We start from the raw sequence: 16891 nt of genomic DNA on the forward strand, positions 1-16891 counted from the left end.
GGAAACGCCCGGGCCTCATTGAAGCACGACGAGGTGCCCATAGGGGTCGGCTTCATGCATGACTCTTCCCGGGCGGAAACGCCCGGGCCTCATTGAAGCCGCTCCACCGCATCGTAGAACACCGACTGGATATCCTCTTCCCGGGCGGAAACGCCCGGGCCTCATTGAAGCGAAGCCACGCTCGGCGCCCTGGCCGACCACGTCCGTCTCTTCCCGGGCGGAAACGCCCGGGCCTCATTGAAGCCCGAGTTGGCCCGGCAGGCCGCCGAGGCCGGCACCGTGCTCTTCCCGGGCGGAAACGCCCGGGCCTCATTGAAGCGACCGGCGCGCCGTTGATGCTCATGCGGGTCGTCTTCTCTTCCCGGGCGGAAACGCCCGGGCCTCATTGAAGCCGCGGGCAGATCGGGGGCCTTCGGGGTGGCCGGGGCGGCTCTTCCCGGGCGGAAACGCCCGGGCCTCATTGAAGCGCCGCCGCGGCTCAGGCGGCGGTCGACCGCGCCCGCCTCTTCCCGGGCGGAAACGCCCGGGCCTCATTGAAGCCGGATTATCCCTCTCTTGATGATGAGGAAGTCTCGAACTCTTCCCGGGCGGAAACGCCCGGGCCTCATTGAAGCAAGACCCTGCCGCCGGAACTGCAAAGTCTCTGGGCGGCCTCTTCCCGGGCGGAAACGCCCGGGCCTCATTGAAGCAAGGCTCCCTCGACCGAGAAGGCCGCCAGGAGCGTGCTCTTCCCGGGCGGAAACGCCCGGGCCTCATTGAAGCGGGTTGCTGGACAGCGGCGGTCGCAGGTGACGTGATCCTCTTCCCGGGCGGAAACGCCCGGGCCTCATTGAAGCCCTCCAGCTGGCGCATGATGATCGCGCCAGCCATCGTCCTCTTCCCGGGCGGAAACGCCCGGGCCTCATTGAAGCCAGCTGCGTTGCCACGTACTCCTGACGGGCGCGCAGGCACCTCTTCCCGGGCGGAAACGCCCGGGCCTCATTGAAGCTCCATGGACGTCATGTCGCATTCCTGGTGGCGTCCACTCTTCCCGGGCGGAAACGCCCGGGCCTCATTGAAGCAATCAGGCGGCGACGGAATTTTCCGTCATCGAGGATGCTCTTCCCGGGCGGAAACGCCCGGGCCTCATTGAAGCGGTTCCGGCATGGTCATTCCCTCGTTGCTAAGCCCCCTCTTCCCGGGCGGAAACGCCCGGGCCTCATTGAAGCGCCAAGGTGCCGGAAGCCCTCCGCGCTCGGCAGCCGCCCTCTTCCCGGGCGGAAACGCCCGGGCCTCATTGAAGCGGCACCGACCCCGACCCGCCAGACGCTCCCCACGGTGCTCTTCCCGGGCGGAAACGCCCGGGCCTCATTGAAGCTGGATGCAGGCGCGGGGCTGAACATGGCGACCGTCCTCTTCCCGGGCGGAAACGCCCGGGCCTCATTGAAGCCTTGGCACGGTCCTTCAGATGCAGCTGCACGCCGACCTCTTCCCGGGCGGAAACGCCCGGGCCTCATTGAAGCCCGAGAGGGCGCGGGTTCCTGTGCGGGTGGACTATGGCTCTTCCCGGGCGGAAACGCCCGGGCCTCATTGAAGCCCATTCCTCCGGCCAGGCCCGGAGCACGTCGACCAGTGCTCTTCCCGGGCGGAAACGCCCGGGCCTCATTGAAGCAACGCGGCCCAGGTCGCCGGCCTGGACATCCGCCCGCTCTTCCCGGGCGGAAACGCCCGGGCCTCATTGAAGCGGCCCCCGCACCATGAGCCCACAGCCGGGCGGAATGGCCTCTTCCCGGGCGGAAACGCCCGGGCCTCATTGAAGCGGCTCAAGCCGGGTGGTGATCCACTCGGCGTGTGCCCGGCTCTTCCCGGGCGGAAACGCCCGGGCCTCATTGAAGCAGCGGGTCCGCGAGGCGCTGACCGAACTCCGCGAGGCCGTCTCTTCCCGGGCGGAAACGCCCGGGCCTCATTGAAGCGGCGTTTGCGGCGATCTCCTGGGGAATGGTGGCGAACTCTTCCCGGGCGGAAACGCCCGGGCCTCATTGAAGCATCACCAGCCCGTACGATCCGGAGATGGTCGAGGCGCCTCTTCCCGGGCGGAAACGCCCGGGCCTCATTGAAGCCGGTTGAAGTGCAACCGAAGTCTAGCGGCCGTTCCGCTCTTCCCGGGCGGAAACGCCCGGGCCTCATTGAAGCCGGTACGTCCTCGACGTCGACCTTGTAGATGAACACGCTCTTCCCGGGCGGAAACGCCCGGGCCTCATTGAAGCGCGTTGCCGCCGGATCGGCGAGCGGTGACCGTATCCCCTCTTCCCGGGCGGAAACGCCCGGGCCTCATTGAAGCCTGCCAGTAGCGGTGCCGCGCTTCGTCGTACGCGCCGCTCTTCCCGGGCGGAAACGCCCGGGCCTCATTGAAGCAAGCTCACACGCCGCGCCGAACGTCCACGTGTGCTTTCTTCCCGGGCGGAAACGCCCGGGCCTCATTGAAGCCGCACGAAAGCCGGCTGGGCGCGGTCTGGATCGGCCTCTTCCCGGGCGGAAACGCCCGGGCCTCATTGAAGCCGCCTTCTTGCGATAGTCTGTCATCGGTCAGTCCCCCTCTTCCCGGGCGGAAACGCCCGGGCCTCATTGAAGCCTCAGCCCGCCCATGCCGCCGCCGGCGGACCCGGCGGCACCTCTCTTCCCGGGCGGAAACGCCCGGGCCTCGTTGAAGCTCCGAAGATAGGTTTCCGGATGGAGCGGGTTCGCGCGACGCCGGCCGGAACAAGCGTTGCGTGTCCGCATTATCCACGCAGGGTTCCGTGCGCATTTCGCGCACGCTGTTTCCGTCAGCCCGGCCTTCGAGCCTTCGTTTGACCATCGCACCCAGTGCATCGGCGCATGAACCCGTCGGGCAAGGAGAAGACGCCATGGCTGTTCCCGTCGATCATAGACCGGCAAGGGCGATCCATCCCTTTCACGCGGTGCTGCTCGCCGCGACCGTGTCGCCGTTTCTGGGGGGCCTGCTCAGCGACGCCGCTTACGCTTCGACCTACGAAATCCAGTGGACCAACTTCGCCGCATGGCTGATTGCGGGCGGCATGGTTTTCACCGGGCTCGCGCTGCTGTGGGCGTTCGTCGACCTGTTCCGTGCCGGCCGGCGGCGCGGGCGGGGAGGCATATACTTTCTCCTGCTGCTCGCCACCTTCGCGCTCGGCCTCATCAACTCGTTCGTCCATGCGCGAGACGCGTGGGGGGCCATGCCGACCGGCCTCATCCTCTCGGCGGTCGTCACCGCGCTCGCCGTGTTGGCGACCTTGGCCGGCTTCTCCAGCCTTCGCGTGGGAGGGATGCCATGAACCGCTTCCGCCTGCCGGCCGCCGTCACGCTCCTGGCCCTGCTGACCGCCTGCGACAGCGAGCCGGCCCCGCCGGAATACGGCGCCAATCCACGGCTTCCCGAGCAGCAGCGCGGGCTGCTTCCCAGCATGAAGATCGCCGATCCCGCGCCGTGGGGGGACCGTCGGCCGACTGTGCCGGACGGCTACACCGTCACGGCCATCGCCACCGACCTCGGCATCCCGCGCCAGACCCTCGTCCTGCCCAACGGCGATATCCTCGTTGCCGAAGGCAGAGGCGGCGGGGAGTCGGCGCTGCGGCCGAAGGACTTCATCGCCGGCGTCATCAAGGCCAAGGGAACCACGTCGGTCAAGAGCGGCAACCGCCTGACCTTGCTGCGCGACGGCAACGGCGACGGCGTCTACGAGGAACGCACCGTCTTCGCCGACCATCTGAACGCCCCCTACGGGATGGCCTTGGTGAACGGCCAGCTCTACGTCGCGAACCAGGACGCCCTGGTGCGGTTTTCCTACCGCGACGGGCAGACCCACGCCGACGGGCCGCCGGTCAAGGTCACCGACCTGCCATCCTACATCAACCATCACTGGACCAAGTCGCTGGCCGCCAGCCCGGACGGACGCTTCCTCTACGTCGGCATCGGATCCAACAGCAACATCACGGAGCGCGGGATGCCCGCCGAGGCCGACCGCGCGATGGTGTGGGAAGTGGACGCCCAGACGGGAGCGCACCGGGCCTACGCCACGGGCATCCGCAACCCCACCGCCCTCGCCACCCAGCCGGGCTCGGGGAAGCTGTGGGCGGTGGCGAACGAGCGCGACGAGCTTGGGCCCAACCTGGTCCCCGATTACCTCACCACGGTCCGCGAAGGCGCCTTTTACGGCTGGCCCTACAGCTATTGGGGCCAGAATGTGGATCCGCGCGTCCAGCCGCAGGATCCGCAGAAGGTCGCTTCGGCAATCATGCCCGACTACAGCCTGGGCGCGCATGTCGCCGCGCTTGGCGTGTCCTTCTCCACGCCGGCGATGGGCGCCCGCTTCGCCGACGGGGTGTTCGTCGGTGAACACGGCAGTTGGAACCGAAGCGTTCCCAGCGGGTACAAGGTGGTCTTCGTCCCCTTCCGCGACGGTGCCCCCGCCGGTCCCCCGGTCGACGTCGTGACCGGGTTCCAAGGCGAGGACGGCAAGACCTACGGCCGGCCTGTCGGCGTCACGGTCGATCCGAAGGGTGCGCTGATCGTCGCCGATGACCTTTCAAACACGGTCTGGCGCGTGACCCCACCCCCCGAAGCCGGCACGCCGTCGCACTGACGCAAGGGGCGCACGTCAGACGGACTCCGCCTTGGCGGACTTGCCGCATAAAGCGGATTTCAATCCGCTTTGGACCGCGACCGCGGGCCCGGTCGCCCATGCGACCGAAGCCCGGCCGGCGAGTGAGGCCATTTGAAGCTAAAGCGAACGGAAGTTCGCTCAACTCCGGACGGAGGCCGGCGGCAGATCGCCGACCAGGCGTTGGAAGTCCCTGAGGAACGCCGCGCCGGTTGCCGCGTCGAGATTGAAGCGGACGTGCATGCGGTCCTCACGCGCATTCAGCACGGTGAAGTCCACCTGTGCGGTGAAGCCGTCGATGCGGACCACGCCGCGGCTGCCGGGCGGCATGACGGGGATGCCGACGATGCACGCCCCGCCTTCCGACAGGTCGCTCAGACGTGCCGCGATCTCGCCGCCCGGTCCGGCCACACGGCAGTGGCGCTCCACCGGATAGCGGGCGAACATGCGGCGGTCGACGTCCTGCGTGGCCGTGCGGACGGTGCGCACCAACACCGACTGCAACGCATCGATGCTGCCGGCCAGTTCACCGGCGACGGAGCGCACCTCGCCTGCCCGCTTGCCGTTGGCGCCGGCCTCGCCGGACACCTGGGCGATGCGCACCGAAACCTCATGCGCGGCACCCGAGGTTTCGACCATGCTGTGCGAGATCTCCTCGGTGGCCGCCCGCTGCTGGCCCATGGCCGCCGCGACCGAGCCGGACACCGCGTTCAGTTCGTGGATGGCCTGTCCGATGCCGCGCACCGCCTCCACCGCGTGGGCCGTGGAGGTCTGGACGGCGGCGATCTGGGTGGTGATCTCCTCGGTGGCCTTGGCGGTCTGGCCGGCGAGGTTCTTGACCTCGGTGGCGACGACGGCAAAACCCTTCCCGGCCTCGCCCGCGCGCGCCGCCTCGATGGTGGCGTTCAGCGCCAGAAGGTTGGTCTGCCCCGCGATGTCGGCGATCAGCTTGGCAACGTCGCCAATGCGCCCCACGGCCTCCGACAGGGTGCTGATGGTGTCCTGCGCCCGCCGCCCCGCCTCGACCGCCGATCCCGACACGGCGCGGGCCTGGGACAGCTGGTCGCTGATGGCGGCGATGGAGGCGGTCAACTCCTCCACCGCGGACGCGACGTTCTGGGCGTTGGCCTGTGCCTGCTCGGCCGCCGCCGCGACGCTTTGAGCGTTTGCCGACACCTCGTCCGCCGACGAGGCCATGACGGTGGCCGACTGGTCCAGGTGACGGGTCTGCACCGCCACCAGGTCGACCGCTCCGCGAAGCTCACTCTCGACGGTGTCGGCCATGTGGGCGAGGGCCGCGCGCTTCGCATTCTCCGCCTCCGCGCGCTGCCGCTCCTGGGCGGACCGCAGACGCTCGTTGTCGAGGCCGTGCTCCTTGAACACCTCGACCGCCTGCGCCATCTGGCCGATTTCGTCACGCCGGCCGAGCCCCGGAACGTCGACGTTGAACTCTCCGTCGGCGATGACGCCCATGACGCGCGTCATCGCCAGGATCGGCCGATTGACCTGGACGACGATGACCCACCCGGCCGCCAGCACCAGCGCCAGCACCACGCCCACCATGACCACCGCGACGGTCCGCGCGGTTGCGGCCGCCTCCGCCTCGCGCGCCACCAGCGCCGCGACTTCCTCCGAGGCGGTTCGCTGCGCCTCCAGGATGCGATCGATGCCCGCGGTGGCGGCGGCGAACCATTGCGCCCCGTTCACCGGATAGGCGGCCGCCGCGGCCGAGGCGTCGAACACCGACAGGCGCACCTTCTCGAAATCACGGAAAAACGCATCGTCGATTGCCCGGACGGCGTCCGCCATCCGCGGGCCGAAGCCGCCGGACAAGCGGCGGACCGCTGCCCAGCCCGTTTCCACATGGCCCCGAGCCCGAGCCACCGCCTCAAGCTGGGCCGGGGTGAAGGGCTTTGCGCCCGCCACCACGCCGCCGCCCATGCCGCGCTCGCGTCCCGCGAACTCGCTCATCTCCCACAGCGCGTTCTTCAGGTCGAAGGCGCGCAGAACGTGGGCCGGCATGGCCGGGCCGGCGTCCTCCACCGCGCCGCGCAGCCGCTGGCTCGCCATGATGAGCGTGCTGACGGCTGGGAACCAGTCGCGCCGCAGCTCGGCCGGCACGGGACCGCCGGCCAGCGCGGCGTCCACCTGACGGCGCAGCGCCTCAACCGCGGCCAGGGCCGACTTGGTGTCCCGTCGTGCCTGTTCGGCAGCCGGCGTGGACGCCAGCGATTCCGACAGGGTCAGCGCTTCGCTCAGGGCCTCGTCGGCTTGCCGGCGCTTGGTCGAGACGGCATCGCGCTGGGGCGCGGTGGCGGCCTTGATATCCGCCAGCATGGTGTTGGTGGTGCCGCGCTCGACCGCCCAGGCGCCGGCGACCGTCAGCAGGCGGTCGGACACCCTGTTGACGTTTCGCACATGCTCCGCTGCCCTCAGAGTGTCCAGGGCCTCCAGGGCGCGTTGCCCCGCCACCGTGGCCAACAGCACCCCCAGCACCGCCACCAGCGCCAGAAGCTTCACGCGGATCGACATGGCCACACCCTCCAAAACATTTTTCCAGGCCAAAGCAAATTTTCGGGCATTGCGTGCCGCACCGACCCGCAAGCCTCGGAGGGATCCGCCTCGTCCGCATCATGTGAATAGACCAGACGAGCCGCTGCCGGGATGCGACAGTGTGACCGCTCCCGCTTGGACCATGCCCAGTGGATCCGCCTCGCGCGCAGAGATGAGCCGGGACGCGGGGTTTCGACGCCCACGCGCCGGCACCGGCGCGAGGCCTGACGAAACCCCCTGAATATCTCGCCGCTACCTCCAAGAGGGTATGGCTTGTTCGGCGCACCCGCTACTTCTCTTGGGAAACCCCTGGAGAAACACCGACTGCCAAAAAGGGTCGGCGGCGTTCCTTGCGCATTGCTGGATGCCCGTCCGCCCAACAGGAGCCAGAAACTCGGGGAAAAACGCCATGAAGCCTGTCATCGGAGCCTTGGTCGCCGTGTTCGGCACCCTGGGACTGTCCCATGCCGCCCTTGCGGCCGACCCTGCCTGGCAGGCGGTCGACGAAGCGATGGGCCGGGCCGGAGCGACGCAGCCGGGCGACATCCACAAATATTCGCTTCCGCGTACGGACCTGACGGTGACCGTGGACGGCGTCGCCGTCAAACCGGCGCTCGCGCTCGGCTCCTGGGTCGCCTTCAAGGGCGATGCAAAGGAGGGGGACGGCGGGCGCGCGATGGCGATGGGCGATCTGGTGCTGACCGAAACCGAGATCGCGCCGGTGATGAAGAGCCTGGTCGCGGACGGTATCCAGGTCACCGCCGTCCACAACCACATCCTGCGGGCGTCCCCGGCGACGCTGTACATGCACATCGCCGGGACCGGCGATCCCGTGAAACTGGCGCGGGCCATTCACGGCGCTCTGGGCAAAAGCACGACGCCGATGGAGGCTGCCCCGGCCTCGGAGCAGGCGCTCGACCTCGACGTGGCGGCGCTGGAGGCGGCGCTCGGACAGAAGGGCAAGGCGGCGGGCGGAACCTACCAGTTCAGCATCCCGCGGGCCGAGGCGGTGCAGGACATGGGCATGGCGGTGCCGCCCGCCATGGGCACGGCCATCGCCATCAATTTCCAGTCGGCCGGGGCGAACAAGGCCGCGACGACGGGCGACTTCGTGCTCTCCGCCGAGGAGGTCAACCCGGTGGTCCAGGCCCTGGTGGCGAACGGCATCGAGGTGACGGCGCTGCACACCCACATGCTCGCCGAGGAGCCCAGGCTGTATTTCATGCACTTCTGGGGCGTCGACAACCCGGCGAAGCTCGGGTCCGGCTTGCGCGCCGCGCTCGACAGGGTAAACATCGCCCGCAGCCAGACGTCGGAACTGCCCGGCGCGGCAAAGCCGTAACGCCGGCGCGTGCGGCACTCCGCACATTCTGCTTGAATGAAGGAGCCGCACGCAATATATTAGACTTATCTAACATATTGGCCGTTCCGGAATGCCTTCCCTGTCCCCCGATCCATCGCTCGATCCCACCGAACTGGAGGCGCGCGCCACCGAGGCGGAAGCCTTTCTGCGCTCCATCGCCAGCCGCCATCGGCTGATGATCCTGTGCAGCCTGCTCGCCGGCGAAATGCAGGTGGGGGAACTGGTGCGGCGCCTCGGCCTGTCGCAATCCAACCTGTCGCAACACCTCGCCAAGCTGCGGCAGGAGGGGCTGGTCGCCACCCGCCGGGACGGGACGGCGATTCACTACCGCATCGGCTCGGACCGGGTGCGGCCCGTCCTTGTCGAACTGTACCGTTTGTTTTGCGCCGAGACGGGCTGCGCCGCCGAAACGTCTGGCTAACTGTTTGATGGCGGAACGTTGTTGGGACCCGGTCTGCCCTGAAAATGGTCTGTTGGGCCATTCAGGACGACAGCGGCTGGATCAAAGGGCGTCTGGCCGCGGTCCGGCCGTGAGGCGGGTCCCGGCACGGTGTCCCCCGTCGTCGTCCTGCCCGTGCTTGACACGGGCAGGACGGAAAAGGGAATTGGTCGATTGCACGGACACGGTATGGCTGCGCTCACAGGGGCGCTTCGGGTGTAAGAAAAAACCCTGCCGGACACTCGTGGATCAAGCCCGGCCATGACGGCAGAAAAAGTTGCGTCCACGACCGATGGAAATCCGCTTTAACAGGCAAAAGTCCCAGCTTTCGCGTCGCCGTTCTCGGCACTGGCCTCATCGGCGCGGCGGTCGCGCACAATCTTGCCCGCAAGGGCTTCACGGTTCGCGCTTGGAATCGCTCGGCTGAAAAGGCCCAGTCCCTGGCCTTTTGGATGCCGGCGGCATGACACGCCGCCGGCCGAGCATGCGCATCGCCAGGAGGAGCAGGAGCGCCGCTGCCAGCAGCACCAGCGCGCAGGCGACCGCGATCCCCGTCTCCCCGGTCGCGATGTTCAGGAACACGGCCATCGGCAGCGTCTCCGTGCGCAGGCGGGTGGCGCCGGCCACCATCAGGGTGGCGCCGAATTCCCCCAGCGCCCGCGCCCAGGCCAGCACCGCTCCGGCCGCGATACCGCGCGCCGCCAGCGGCAACTCCACACGCCAGAACACCGCCCAGGGGCCGGCGCCCAGCGTCTGCGCCGCCATGGCGCAGCTGCGGTCCACGGCCTGGAAGGCCGCCGTCGCGCTGCGCACCACGACGGTGGTCGAGACGAAGGCCAGCGCGAGCACCACGCCGGCCGGGGAGAACAGCAGGCCGACCCCGAGCGCCGGGAACGGGCCGTTCCGCCCGAACAGGAACAGCAGGCCCAGGCCGGCGACCAGCGGCGGCATGACCAACGGCACGTCCAGCAGCGTGTCCAGCACCGCCCGCCCCGGAAAACGCCACCGCGCCATCAGGTAGGCCGCCGGCAGCCCTAGCAGCAGGGCGATCCCCAGCGCCGCCAGCGACGTCAGCATCGACAGGCGCAACGCGAACAGCGTCTCCGCCGCCGTGACGGCCGCCCACAACTCCTCCGGCCGCAGCCGGCCGACGAGCGCCGCCAGCACGCCCCCGATCATCACGACGATGATGGCCAGCGGCACAGCCGGCAGCCACCCGCCCATGGTCAGGATGCCCCCTCCGAATGCCCCATCAGAACGCTGGGTCACGGTTTCGGGGCCGGCGGAAAGCCGAAGCGCTGGAAGGTGGCGAGGCCCTTGTCCGACGCCAGGAAGCCGGCGAAGCGCTTCGCAGCATCCGGCGCGGCGCTGGTCGTCAGAACGGCGACCGGCGCGTATTCGGCCTGGTACCACTCCGGCGGGATCGGCAGCACGGTCAGCTTTCCGGGATTCTGCGCCACGTCGGCGTTGCCGATGATCGCCGCGTCCACATTGCCGTCGAGAAGGTAGAGCGCGAGCTGCTTCACGGTCGCCGCGCGCACGGTGACGTTCCGGCGGATGGCCTCGCCCTGGCCGGACTTGTCGAGAATTTCCTCCGCCGTGCGACCCAGCGCCATCGCCTGCGGGTCGCCGAGCCCGACACGCACGTCCGGCTTGGCAAGGTCGGCGAAGGAGTGGATCGCCTCCGCCTTGCCCGGCGCCACGGCCAGCACCGGCCCGTGCACCACCAGCACCGTCAGGTCCGCGACCGCGCCCTGCTCCTTGAGCTTATCGGTGTAGAAGGTGGTGCCGGGAATGAACAGGTCGCCGCCCCTGGTCTCGTTGATGCGGGCCAGCAATTGACCGGAGCCGCCATACTCCGCGTGCACCACGATGCCGGTCTCGGCCTTGAACGCCTCGATCAGCGCCTCCACCGGCGGGCGGAGGCCCGCGCCGACATAGGCGTGCAACTCCTGCGCGGCGGCAGGCCGGCTCAGGACGAGAAGGACGGCCAACAAGGCCGCCGCGACGGGTTGGATCATGCGGGAATCTCCTTGGGATCGTTCATCGGATGGCAAAGGCCACCGGCACCTCGACGAGGGCCGGCTTCGGCGGGGGCGGAAAGGGAGCGGCGCGCGTCACCGCCGCCACGGCGGCCTGGGCCAGAACGGCGATGCCGCCGCCCGACAGGACGGTGATGGTCGCGGCATCGACGCCGCCATCGGCGCCGACAGCGAAACGCACCAGCACGGTGCCGCCCAGGCGCAGGCGCCGCGCCTCCTCCGGCACGGCGAGCTTGGCCTGGAGGCGCCGCCGTACCTCCTCCAGATAGGCCGGCATGGCGTCGGCGCCGTCGCCCGGCTGCGCTGGACCGCCAGCACGCTCCGCGCGATCCCGGTCGCCGGACCCGCCGCCGCCCGGTCCCGGCGCAGGCGCCACGGGCGCCGCATCGGAGGATTCGCCCAAAGCACGATGCGGCAAGGCGTTTTGCGGCACCTGCTGCGGCGGAACCACGGTGCGCTTCGGGGGCGGCTTTCGGCCCGGCACCGGCGTCGCGGGTGGCGATGGCAATGGTTCTGGCAATGGTTCTGGTGATGGAACGGGCGGTGAGTGTGCCGAGGATTCCGAATCCCGCGGATCGGGGTCCTCGGCCTGCTCTGGCACGACGGCCCGCTCGGACGGCGCCTGCTCGGCGTGCTGTTCCGGCTCCCCCGCCCCACCCTCTCCCGCCTCAGCGCCTCCGGGGATAAGATCGACACTGACCACCGGGAACGGCGGCAAGGCCGAGCGCTCCGCCGCGGCCAGCGCGGCAAGCACGACCAGCAGCGCGGCGTGGGCGAGGCCGGAGAGAGCAAGGGCCGCTGGCCCCTGCCCTTCCCGCGGGCCGGCCGGACGTCCCGCCCGACGATGCCCCGTCCGGCCGGCGTGCACCGCATCGATGGTCAGGTCAGAACTGATAGCGCGCCCCCACGAAGAAGCTGCGTCCCTCCTCGGGGTAGCCGTCCATCAGCTGGTAGTTGCGGTCGGTCAGGTTGTGGACGACGGCCTCCGCCTCCAGCCCCTTCACGACCTCGTAGGAGACCTTCAGGTTGGCGATCGCGTAGGCGCCCGTGCGGTAGTAGAGCGTCTGGGCGGAGTTGCTGGTCCAGCGGGTCGAGGCGACCTCGACCGACGGCACCACGTGCAGGGCCTCGATCGGCTGATAGTCGGCGTAGGCGAACAGCTTGTGGGTCGGCGTGCCGGTCGCCTTCGGCGCCGGGTTGCCCGGCCCGTCGAGCGTGCGGACCAGCAGCGTGTAGTTGCCGCCCAGCTCCAGGCCGGGCCGCAGCAGCGTGCGCGCCGCCAGCTCGAAGCCCCGGTCGAGCCCGGAGCCGACGTTGCGGCTCTGCGTCACCGACTGCCCGTTGTACAGGATGTTGACCTGCTGGATCGCATCGTCCAGGTCGTTCAGGAACACCGCACCGTCCAGGCGGGTGTTGCCGAAGACCTGCTCCGACGCGCCGATCTCGTAGTTGACCGCCCGTTCCGGCTTCAGCGCCGGGTTGGACACGGCCCCGCCGAAGCGCGAGCTGAAGCGTTCGAACAGCGTCGGGAAGCGGGTGCGGCGGGATACGCTGGCGTGGCTCTGCCCGGTGTCGCTGAAGCGCCAGATCACGGCACCCTGCCAGTTGAAGGCGTCCATGTCCTTCGTCGGGTAATTGACGAAGCGCCCGGTGTTGGTGCCGTCCCAGTCCTGCGCCTTGCGCAGGTCGCGCCAGTCGTAGCTCGCCCCCGTCACGACGTCGACCGCGCTCGTGGCGTGAAAGGTGTTCTCCAGCGCCACGGAATAGGTGTCCTCGACGCTGATCTGGTCGGGCTCGCGGAAGCGGACCGGGGCGTAGAGGTACTGGTACTCCTTGTGCTCGTCCCGGCGGATGTGAAGGGCCGCCTTCAGCGTGTCCTGCGGGATCAGGTTGGTGCCGGCCTCCACGCTGCCGCCGAAGGCGCGGTCGTCGTAGATGCTGCTGAAGGCGCGCGACGTCGCTTGCCGGATGTAGTTGCGGTCGTCGTAGGACTGCAGCTGGTTGTCGAAGGTGGTGTGGAACAGGCGGGTCTTGACGTAGGACGCCTCGCCGACCTGGGTGCGCGACGCGAAGGACAGATTCTGCACCGCCCATTCCGGCCAGCGCCAATAGCGGATGGTCTGGCTGGACGGGTCGTCGTAGACGTGCAGCGGCGCGCCCTTGGAGCCGTTCTGCTTCAGGACGTTGAAGGAGTATTCGTCGGTGTCGTTCGGGGTGAAGCCGGCCTTGGCGTTGACGCGCCAGTCGCGGGCGTCGGAGCCCTCGCGGCGCCCGCCGTTCTCGTTGCGCGACCGCGTGAAGTCGTCGGACAGTCGGAAGAATTCCTGGTCGATCAGGCTGGCCGAGCCCTGGACGTAGAAGCGCTCCTGCCGCGTGCCCACGCTGGCGCTCGTCAGGTAGCCGCTGAGCGCCCCGCTGCTGTCCAGGTACATGCCCGTGCGCGCCTCCCCTTCCAGCTCGCGCGTCGGCTTGCGGCTGACGAGGTTGATGGCGCCGCCGAGGCCGCCCGGCCCGTCGAGCACGGAGGCGTAGCCCTTGGCCACCTGCACCTCCGACAGGTCGGTGGTCAGGAAGCGGCCGAGGTCGAAGCGGTTGTCCGCCGGCAGATAGAGCTGCACGCCGTCGAGATACAGCGGCACCTGGAACCGGTCGTAGCCGCGCACGGTGACGTACCGCTCGTTGCGGGGTCCGCGCGTCGTGGCGATGCTGACGCCGGGCAGCAAGTCGAGCGCGCGGTCGAGCCGTTCGCGGTTGAAGCGGGCGATGTCCTCCGCCGGCAGGACGGAGCCGCCGACCGGCGTACCGCCGGCCGCCTGGGCCGTCGCGTTGATCTGGCCCAGCGTGTAGATCGGTTCATCAGCCAAGGCGGGGGCGTTCTGCGCGGCGGCCATCACGGCCGACGACGCAGCGGCAAGCAGCAGTCGTTTCATTGGGCTCCTAGGGGGCTCCTAAGGGATCGGCGTCAGGAGGAAAGGTCAGAGGGAGGCGAGAAAGGCCAAAAGCGCCTCCCGGTCGGTGGTGGACAGGGCGCGCACGGCGGCGGCGCTGGACGCCGCCTCGCCGCCGTGCCACAGCACGGCCTCCAGCGGTGTGCGCGCCCGGCCGTCGTGCAGATAGGACGGCGCGTCGGCGATCAGCGGCACGAGGCCGAGCCCCCACAGCGGCGCCGTGCGCCACTGCCGCCCCGTGGCCTGGTAGTCCGGCCGTCCATCGGCCAGCCCCTCGCCCAGGTCGTGCAGCAGCAGGTCGGTGTAGGGGTGGATCGTCCGCCCGCCGAGGCCCGGCAGAATCGGATGCTCCGCCGTCGCCAGCGCGGGAACGTGGCAGCGGGCGCAGCCGGCATCCGTGAACAGCGCCTCGCCCCGCCGCACCGCCGGGTCGTCGGCGTTGCGCCGTTCCGGCGGCTGGAGCGCCAGCGTGTAGAGGTGGATGGTCTCGAACAGCGCGTCCGACAGCTCGGGCTGCGGACCCTCCTGCGCGACGACCGCAGCGGCGCAGGCGGCCTGGGCCTCCGGGCAGTTGGGCGCCGGGTAGAGGCTGGTGGTGATGCCCAGGTCGCCGACGAAGGCCCCGGCGATCTGCTGGCGCACCGTCGGCTGGTTGGCCTTCAGCCCGAAGCGGCCGAGCGCCGGCGCGCCCGCCCGACGGTCCCAGACGCGGTTGGGTTGGCCCGCGACGACGCCCTCCGCCGCCTGCGCCGCGGCCAGCGCGAGGATGTCGGCCTCCGGCACCGCCTCCAGCAGGCCGAGCCCGAAGACCGGCGGACCGACGCGCGGCGAGGTCATCACGTCATCGCCAAGCGGCCCGAAGGCGAGGTTGGCGAAGCGCAGCTCCGGCGCGCGCAGCGTCACCGGGGTGCCGTCTTCCAAATGTTCGCTGCGGTCACGCCACGCGAAGAAGGCGCGCCCTTCCGCCGGAACGCCGGGGATGGCGTTGTCGTTCAGCTGGTCGCCGTAGGCGGGGTGCGGCTTCGGCCCGCCATGGTCGTCCGTGCCGGGCACCGACAGGCGGACCAGCATCGCGCGCAGCGGATCCTCCGGCCCCTGCGGCGGCTCCCCGCGGCCGTTCTTGACGTGGCAGGCGGCGCAGGACAGCCGGTTGTAGGTGGGGCCGAGGCCATGGAATCCGCCCTCCCCGCCGAAACCGTTCTGCACCAGCGCCCGCCCCCCGGCCTGCGCGCGGCCCACGCCGGTCCCGGCTTCGGCGCTCGGGCCTCCTGGCGTCCAGACGTGGTTGAACAGCATGCGGCCGATGGTGAACTGGACGCGCTGATCCTCGTCGACCGGCGGCAACGGCTGGTCGAAAGCGGCGCGCGCCGGGTTGACCGGCGCCGCGGCCGGGACGGGCGCGGCCATGGCAACGGCGGCAAGCCCGAACGCGATGAGACCGGAAAGGCGACGCATGGCTCAGGGCTCCCCGGCCGCGGCCAGCACGGCGCGCGCGGTTTCCGCCGCCTGCGCGCGGGCCTGCCCGATGCGCTCGGCCCACTCCCGCTCCAGCGCGGGCTCCGCACGCAAACCGATCGCCTGCTGCTCGCTCACCGGCACGGCGGTGGCGAGCGCCAGCGCCTCCTGCACCCGCGCGACCAGCGACGGATCGCCCGTGCGCGACGCGGCGGCTTGCGCCCGCGCCAGGACGGCGAGGACGGCGCGAAGCTCGTCCTGCCGGCGGGTGATCAGCGCGTCGAACAGCGCCGCCACGGCCGGTTCGCGGCGCCCGCCCGTCTCCGCGTCGTAGGCGAAGCCACCCTCCGCCGCGAAGGGATTGCGGGTGCCGGCTGGCGCGTCCTTGTAAACCGCCGGACGCACGGGGTGGCGCCGGATGTCGGGGTGGAACAGCAGGCGCTGCCCCTCCTCCGACAGGGCGAAGGCGACGAAGGCGGCGGCGGCCCTGGGGTGCGGCGCGCTGGCGGTCACGGCGATGTGGGCGGGCAGCCAGGCGGTGCGCTCCGGATAGAGGATGTCCACCGGCTTGCCATCGGCCTGGGCGTTCAGCGCCTGGAAATCGATGGTCGGGCCGGCGCCGCGCCGGCCGGCCGCGACGCTGTCGCCGACGCCGGGTCCGCGCTCCGCCAGTTCGGCGTTCGCGCCGATCCTTTGCAGCAAAGTCCAGCCCGCCGCCCAGCCTTCCGCCTGGAGGATGATGTCCACCAGGGCCGGTGCGAAGCCGACCTTGGACGGCACGGGGAAGGCGACATGCCCGGCCAGCGCCGGATCGGCGAGGTCCGCCCAGCGGCGGGGCGTCGGCAGGCCGCGGGATGCCAGATAGGGCGTGTTGACGACGATCCCGTAGCCGGCGACCTCGAACGCCTCGAACCGGTCCTGGGAATCGGACAGGGGCTGCGCGCCGATCCGGCCGGGCAGAGCCCCCCGGTCGATCTCCAGCGGACGGAGGCGCCCCTCGTCCCGCAGGGCGGGGAAATTGCGCAGGGCGGGGGTCCAGTAGACGTCCACGCCCCCCTGGTCGGGGCGGCGCAGGATCGGCATGGCTTCGCGTCCCGTCTTCCACAGAACCTGGACGTCCGTGCCGGGGTTCGCGCGCTCGAAGGCCGCCTCGAAGCGCCCGACCAGTTCATCCGGGTAACTGGTCAGCACGAGAAGCGTCTCCTCCAACGCCTCCGCCCTGCCCAGGCCAGGAGTCACCACCGGGAAAATCCCCACAGCCAGCAGCAGAAGAGCGCGCAAGGTCATCTCGGGTCCTACGGTCAGAGATTGGCCGGGCAGGGTTTGGCCGCGTGCCCACGGCCGCGTGAGGTACTCTCTCGACAGTCCGCGCCTCCGAACCGGCGTCGCGCCGTTCGTCCGGGTGATGTCACGTTCCATCGAACCGACCTCGCCGAAGCCGTTATATACGAT

At 70.1% G+C, this 16891-nt stretch carries 12 protein-coding genes and 1 CRISPR repeat array (1 of these 13 cut by a window edge); of the genes, 5 read left to right on the forward strand and 7 right to left on the reverse strand.

Features of this window, described 5'->3' with window-relative positions:
- A CRISPR array of direct repeats spans nt 1–2690; the repeat unit is 37 nt; unit sequence CTCTTCCCGGGCGGAAACGCCCGGGCCTCATTGAAGC; it begins 527 nt to the left of the window's first position.
- A 195-nt stretch (nt 2691–2885) separates the two neighbouring features.
- Together ACSVC7_RS12210 and ACSVC7_RS12215 are read left to right on the forward strand one after the other, a co-directional pair.
- On the forward strand, nt 2886–3314 hold the full coding sequence (locus ACSVC7_RS12210; protein WP_448208354.1) for a DUF2231 domain-containing protein: 429 nt from the start codon (nt 2886–2888) through the stop codon (nt 3312–3314).
- On the forward strand, nt 3311–4621 hold the full coding sequence (locus ACSVC7_RS12215; protein ID WP_448208353.1) for a PQQ-dependent sugar dehydrogenase: 1311 nt from the start codon (nt 3311–3313) through the stop codon (nt 4619–4621). The genes ACSVC7_RS12210 and ACSVC7_RS12215 overlap by 4 nt, the downstream gene beginning before the upstream one ends.
- A 159-nt stretch (nt 4622–4780) precedes the next feature.
- Here the strand turns inward: ACSVC7_RS12215 and ACSVC7_RS12220 are convergent, their stop codons facing one another.
- A complete protein-coding gene (locus ACSVC7_RS12220) occupies nt 4781–7171 on the reverse strand; it encodes a methyl-accepting chemotaxis protein (protein ID WP_448208352.1) in 2391 nt (796 codons plus the stop codon).
- A gap of 430 nt (nt 7172–7601) precedes the next feature.
- Between ACSVC7_RS12220 and ACSVC7_RS12225 the strand changes: the two genes are divergently transcribed.
- The 3 genes from ACSVC7_RS12225 (at nt 7602) to ACSVC7_RS12235 (ending at nt 9461) form a co-directional block, all read left to right on the forward strand.
- On the forward strand, nt 7602–8534 hold the full coding sequence (locus ACSVC7_RS12225) for a DUF1259 domain-containing protein (RefSeq protein ID WP_448208351.1): 933 nt from the start codon (nt 7602–7604) through the stop codon (nt 8532–8534).
- 91 nt (nt 8535–8625) lie between these two features.
- The gene (locus ACSVC7_RS12230) at nt 8626–8976 is read left to right on the forward strand and encodes an ArsR/SmtB family transcription factor (protein ID WP_448208350.1); all 351 of its coding nucleotides are present in this window, start codon (nt 8626–8628) and stop codon (nt 8974–8976) included.
- A gap of 266 nt (nt 8977–9242) precedes the next feature.
- Nucleotides 9243–9461: an NAD(P)-binding domain-containing protein gene (locus tag ACSVC7_RS12235; protein ID WP_483508344.1), complete on the forward strand. Its 219-nt coding sequence runs from the start codon at nt 9243–9245 to the stop codon at nt 9459–9461.
- Here ACSVC7_RS12235 and ACSVC7_RS12240 read toward each other — a convergent pair.
- The 6 genes from ACSVC7_RS12240 to ACSVC7_RS12265 form a co-directional block, all read right to left on the reverse strand.
- A complete protein-coding gene (locus tag ACSVC7_RS12240) occupies nt 9391–10218 on the reverse strand; it encodes an ABC transporter permease (protein ID WP_448208349.1) in 828 nt (275 codons plus the stop codon). The two genes, ACSVC7_RS12235 and ACSVC7_RS12240, sit on opposite strands and share 71 nt — an antisense overlap.
- Before the next feature lie 41 nt (nt 10219–10259).
- A complete protein-coding gene (modA, locus tag ACSVC7_RS12245) occupies nt 10260–11015 on the reverse strand; it encodes a molybdate ABC transporter substrate-binding protein (protein ID WP_448208348.1) in 756 nt (251 codons plus the stop codon).
- 22 nt (nt 11016–11037) lie between these two features.
- Nucleotides 11038–11412: a TonB family protein gene (locus ACSVC7_RS12250; RefSeq protein WP_448208347.1), complete on the reverse strand. Its 375-nt coding sequence runs from the start codon at nt 11410–11412 to the stop codon at nt 11038–11040.
- A 508-nt stretch (nt 11413–11920) separates the two neighbouring features.
- Entirely contained in the window at nt 11921–13966 is a 2046-nt protein-coding gene (locus ACSVC7_RS12255) for a TonB-dependent receptor plug domain-containing protein (RefSeq protein ID WP_448208346.1), read from the reverse strand.
- A gap of 45 nt (nt 13967–14011) precedes the next feature.
- Nucleotides 14012–15439 (reverse strand): di-heme oxidoreductase family protein, encoded by a 1428-nt coding sequence (locus ACSVC7_RS12260; protein WP_448208345.1) that lies wholly within the window; start codon nt 15437–15439, stop codon nt 14012–14014.
- Between the two features lie 3 nt (nt 15440–15442).
- Nucleotides 15443–16726 (reverse strand): ABC transporter substrate-binding protein, encoded by a 1284-nt coding sequence (locus tag ACSVC7_RS12265; RefSeq protein ID WP_448208344.1) that lies wholly within the window; start codon nt 16724–16726, stop codon nt 15443–15445.
- Nucleotides 16727–16891: the final 165 nt, after the last annotated feature.

Source organism: Azospirillum mesophilum (assembly GCF_053470405.2).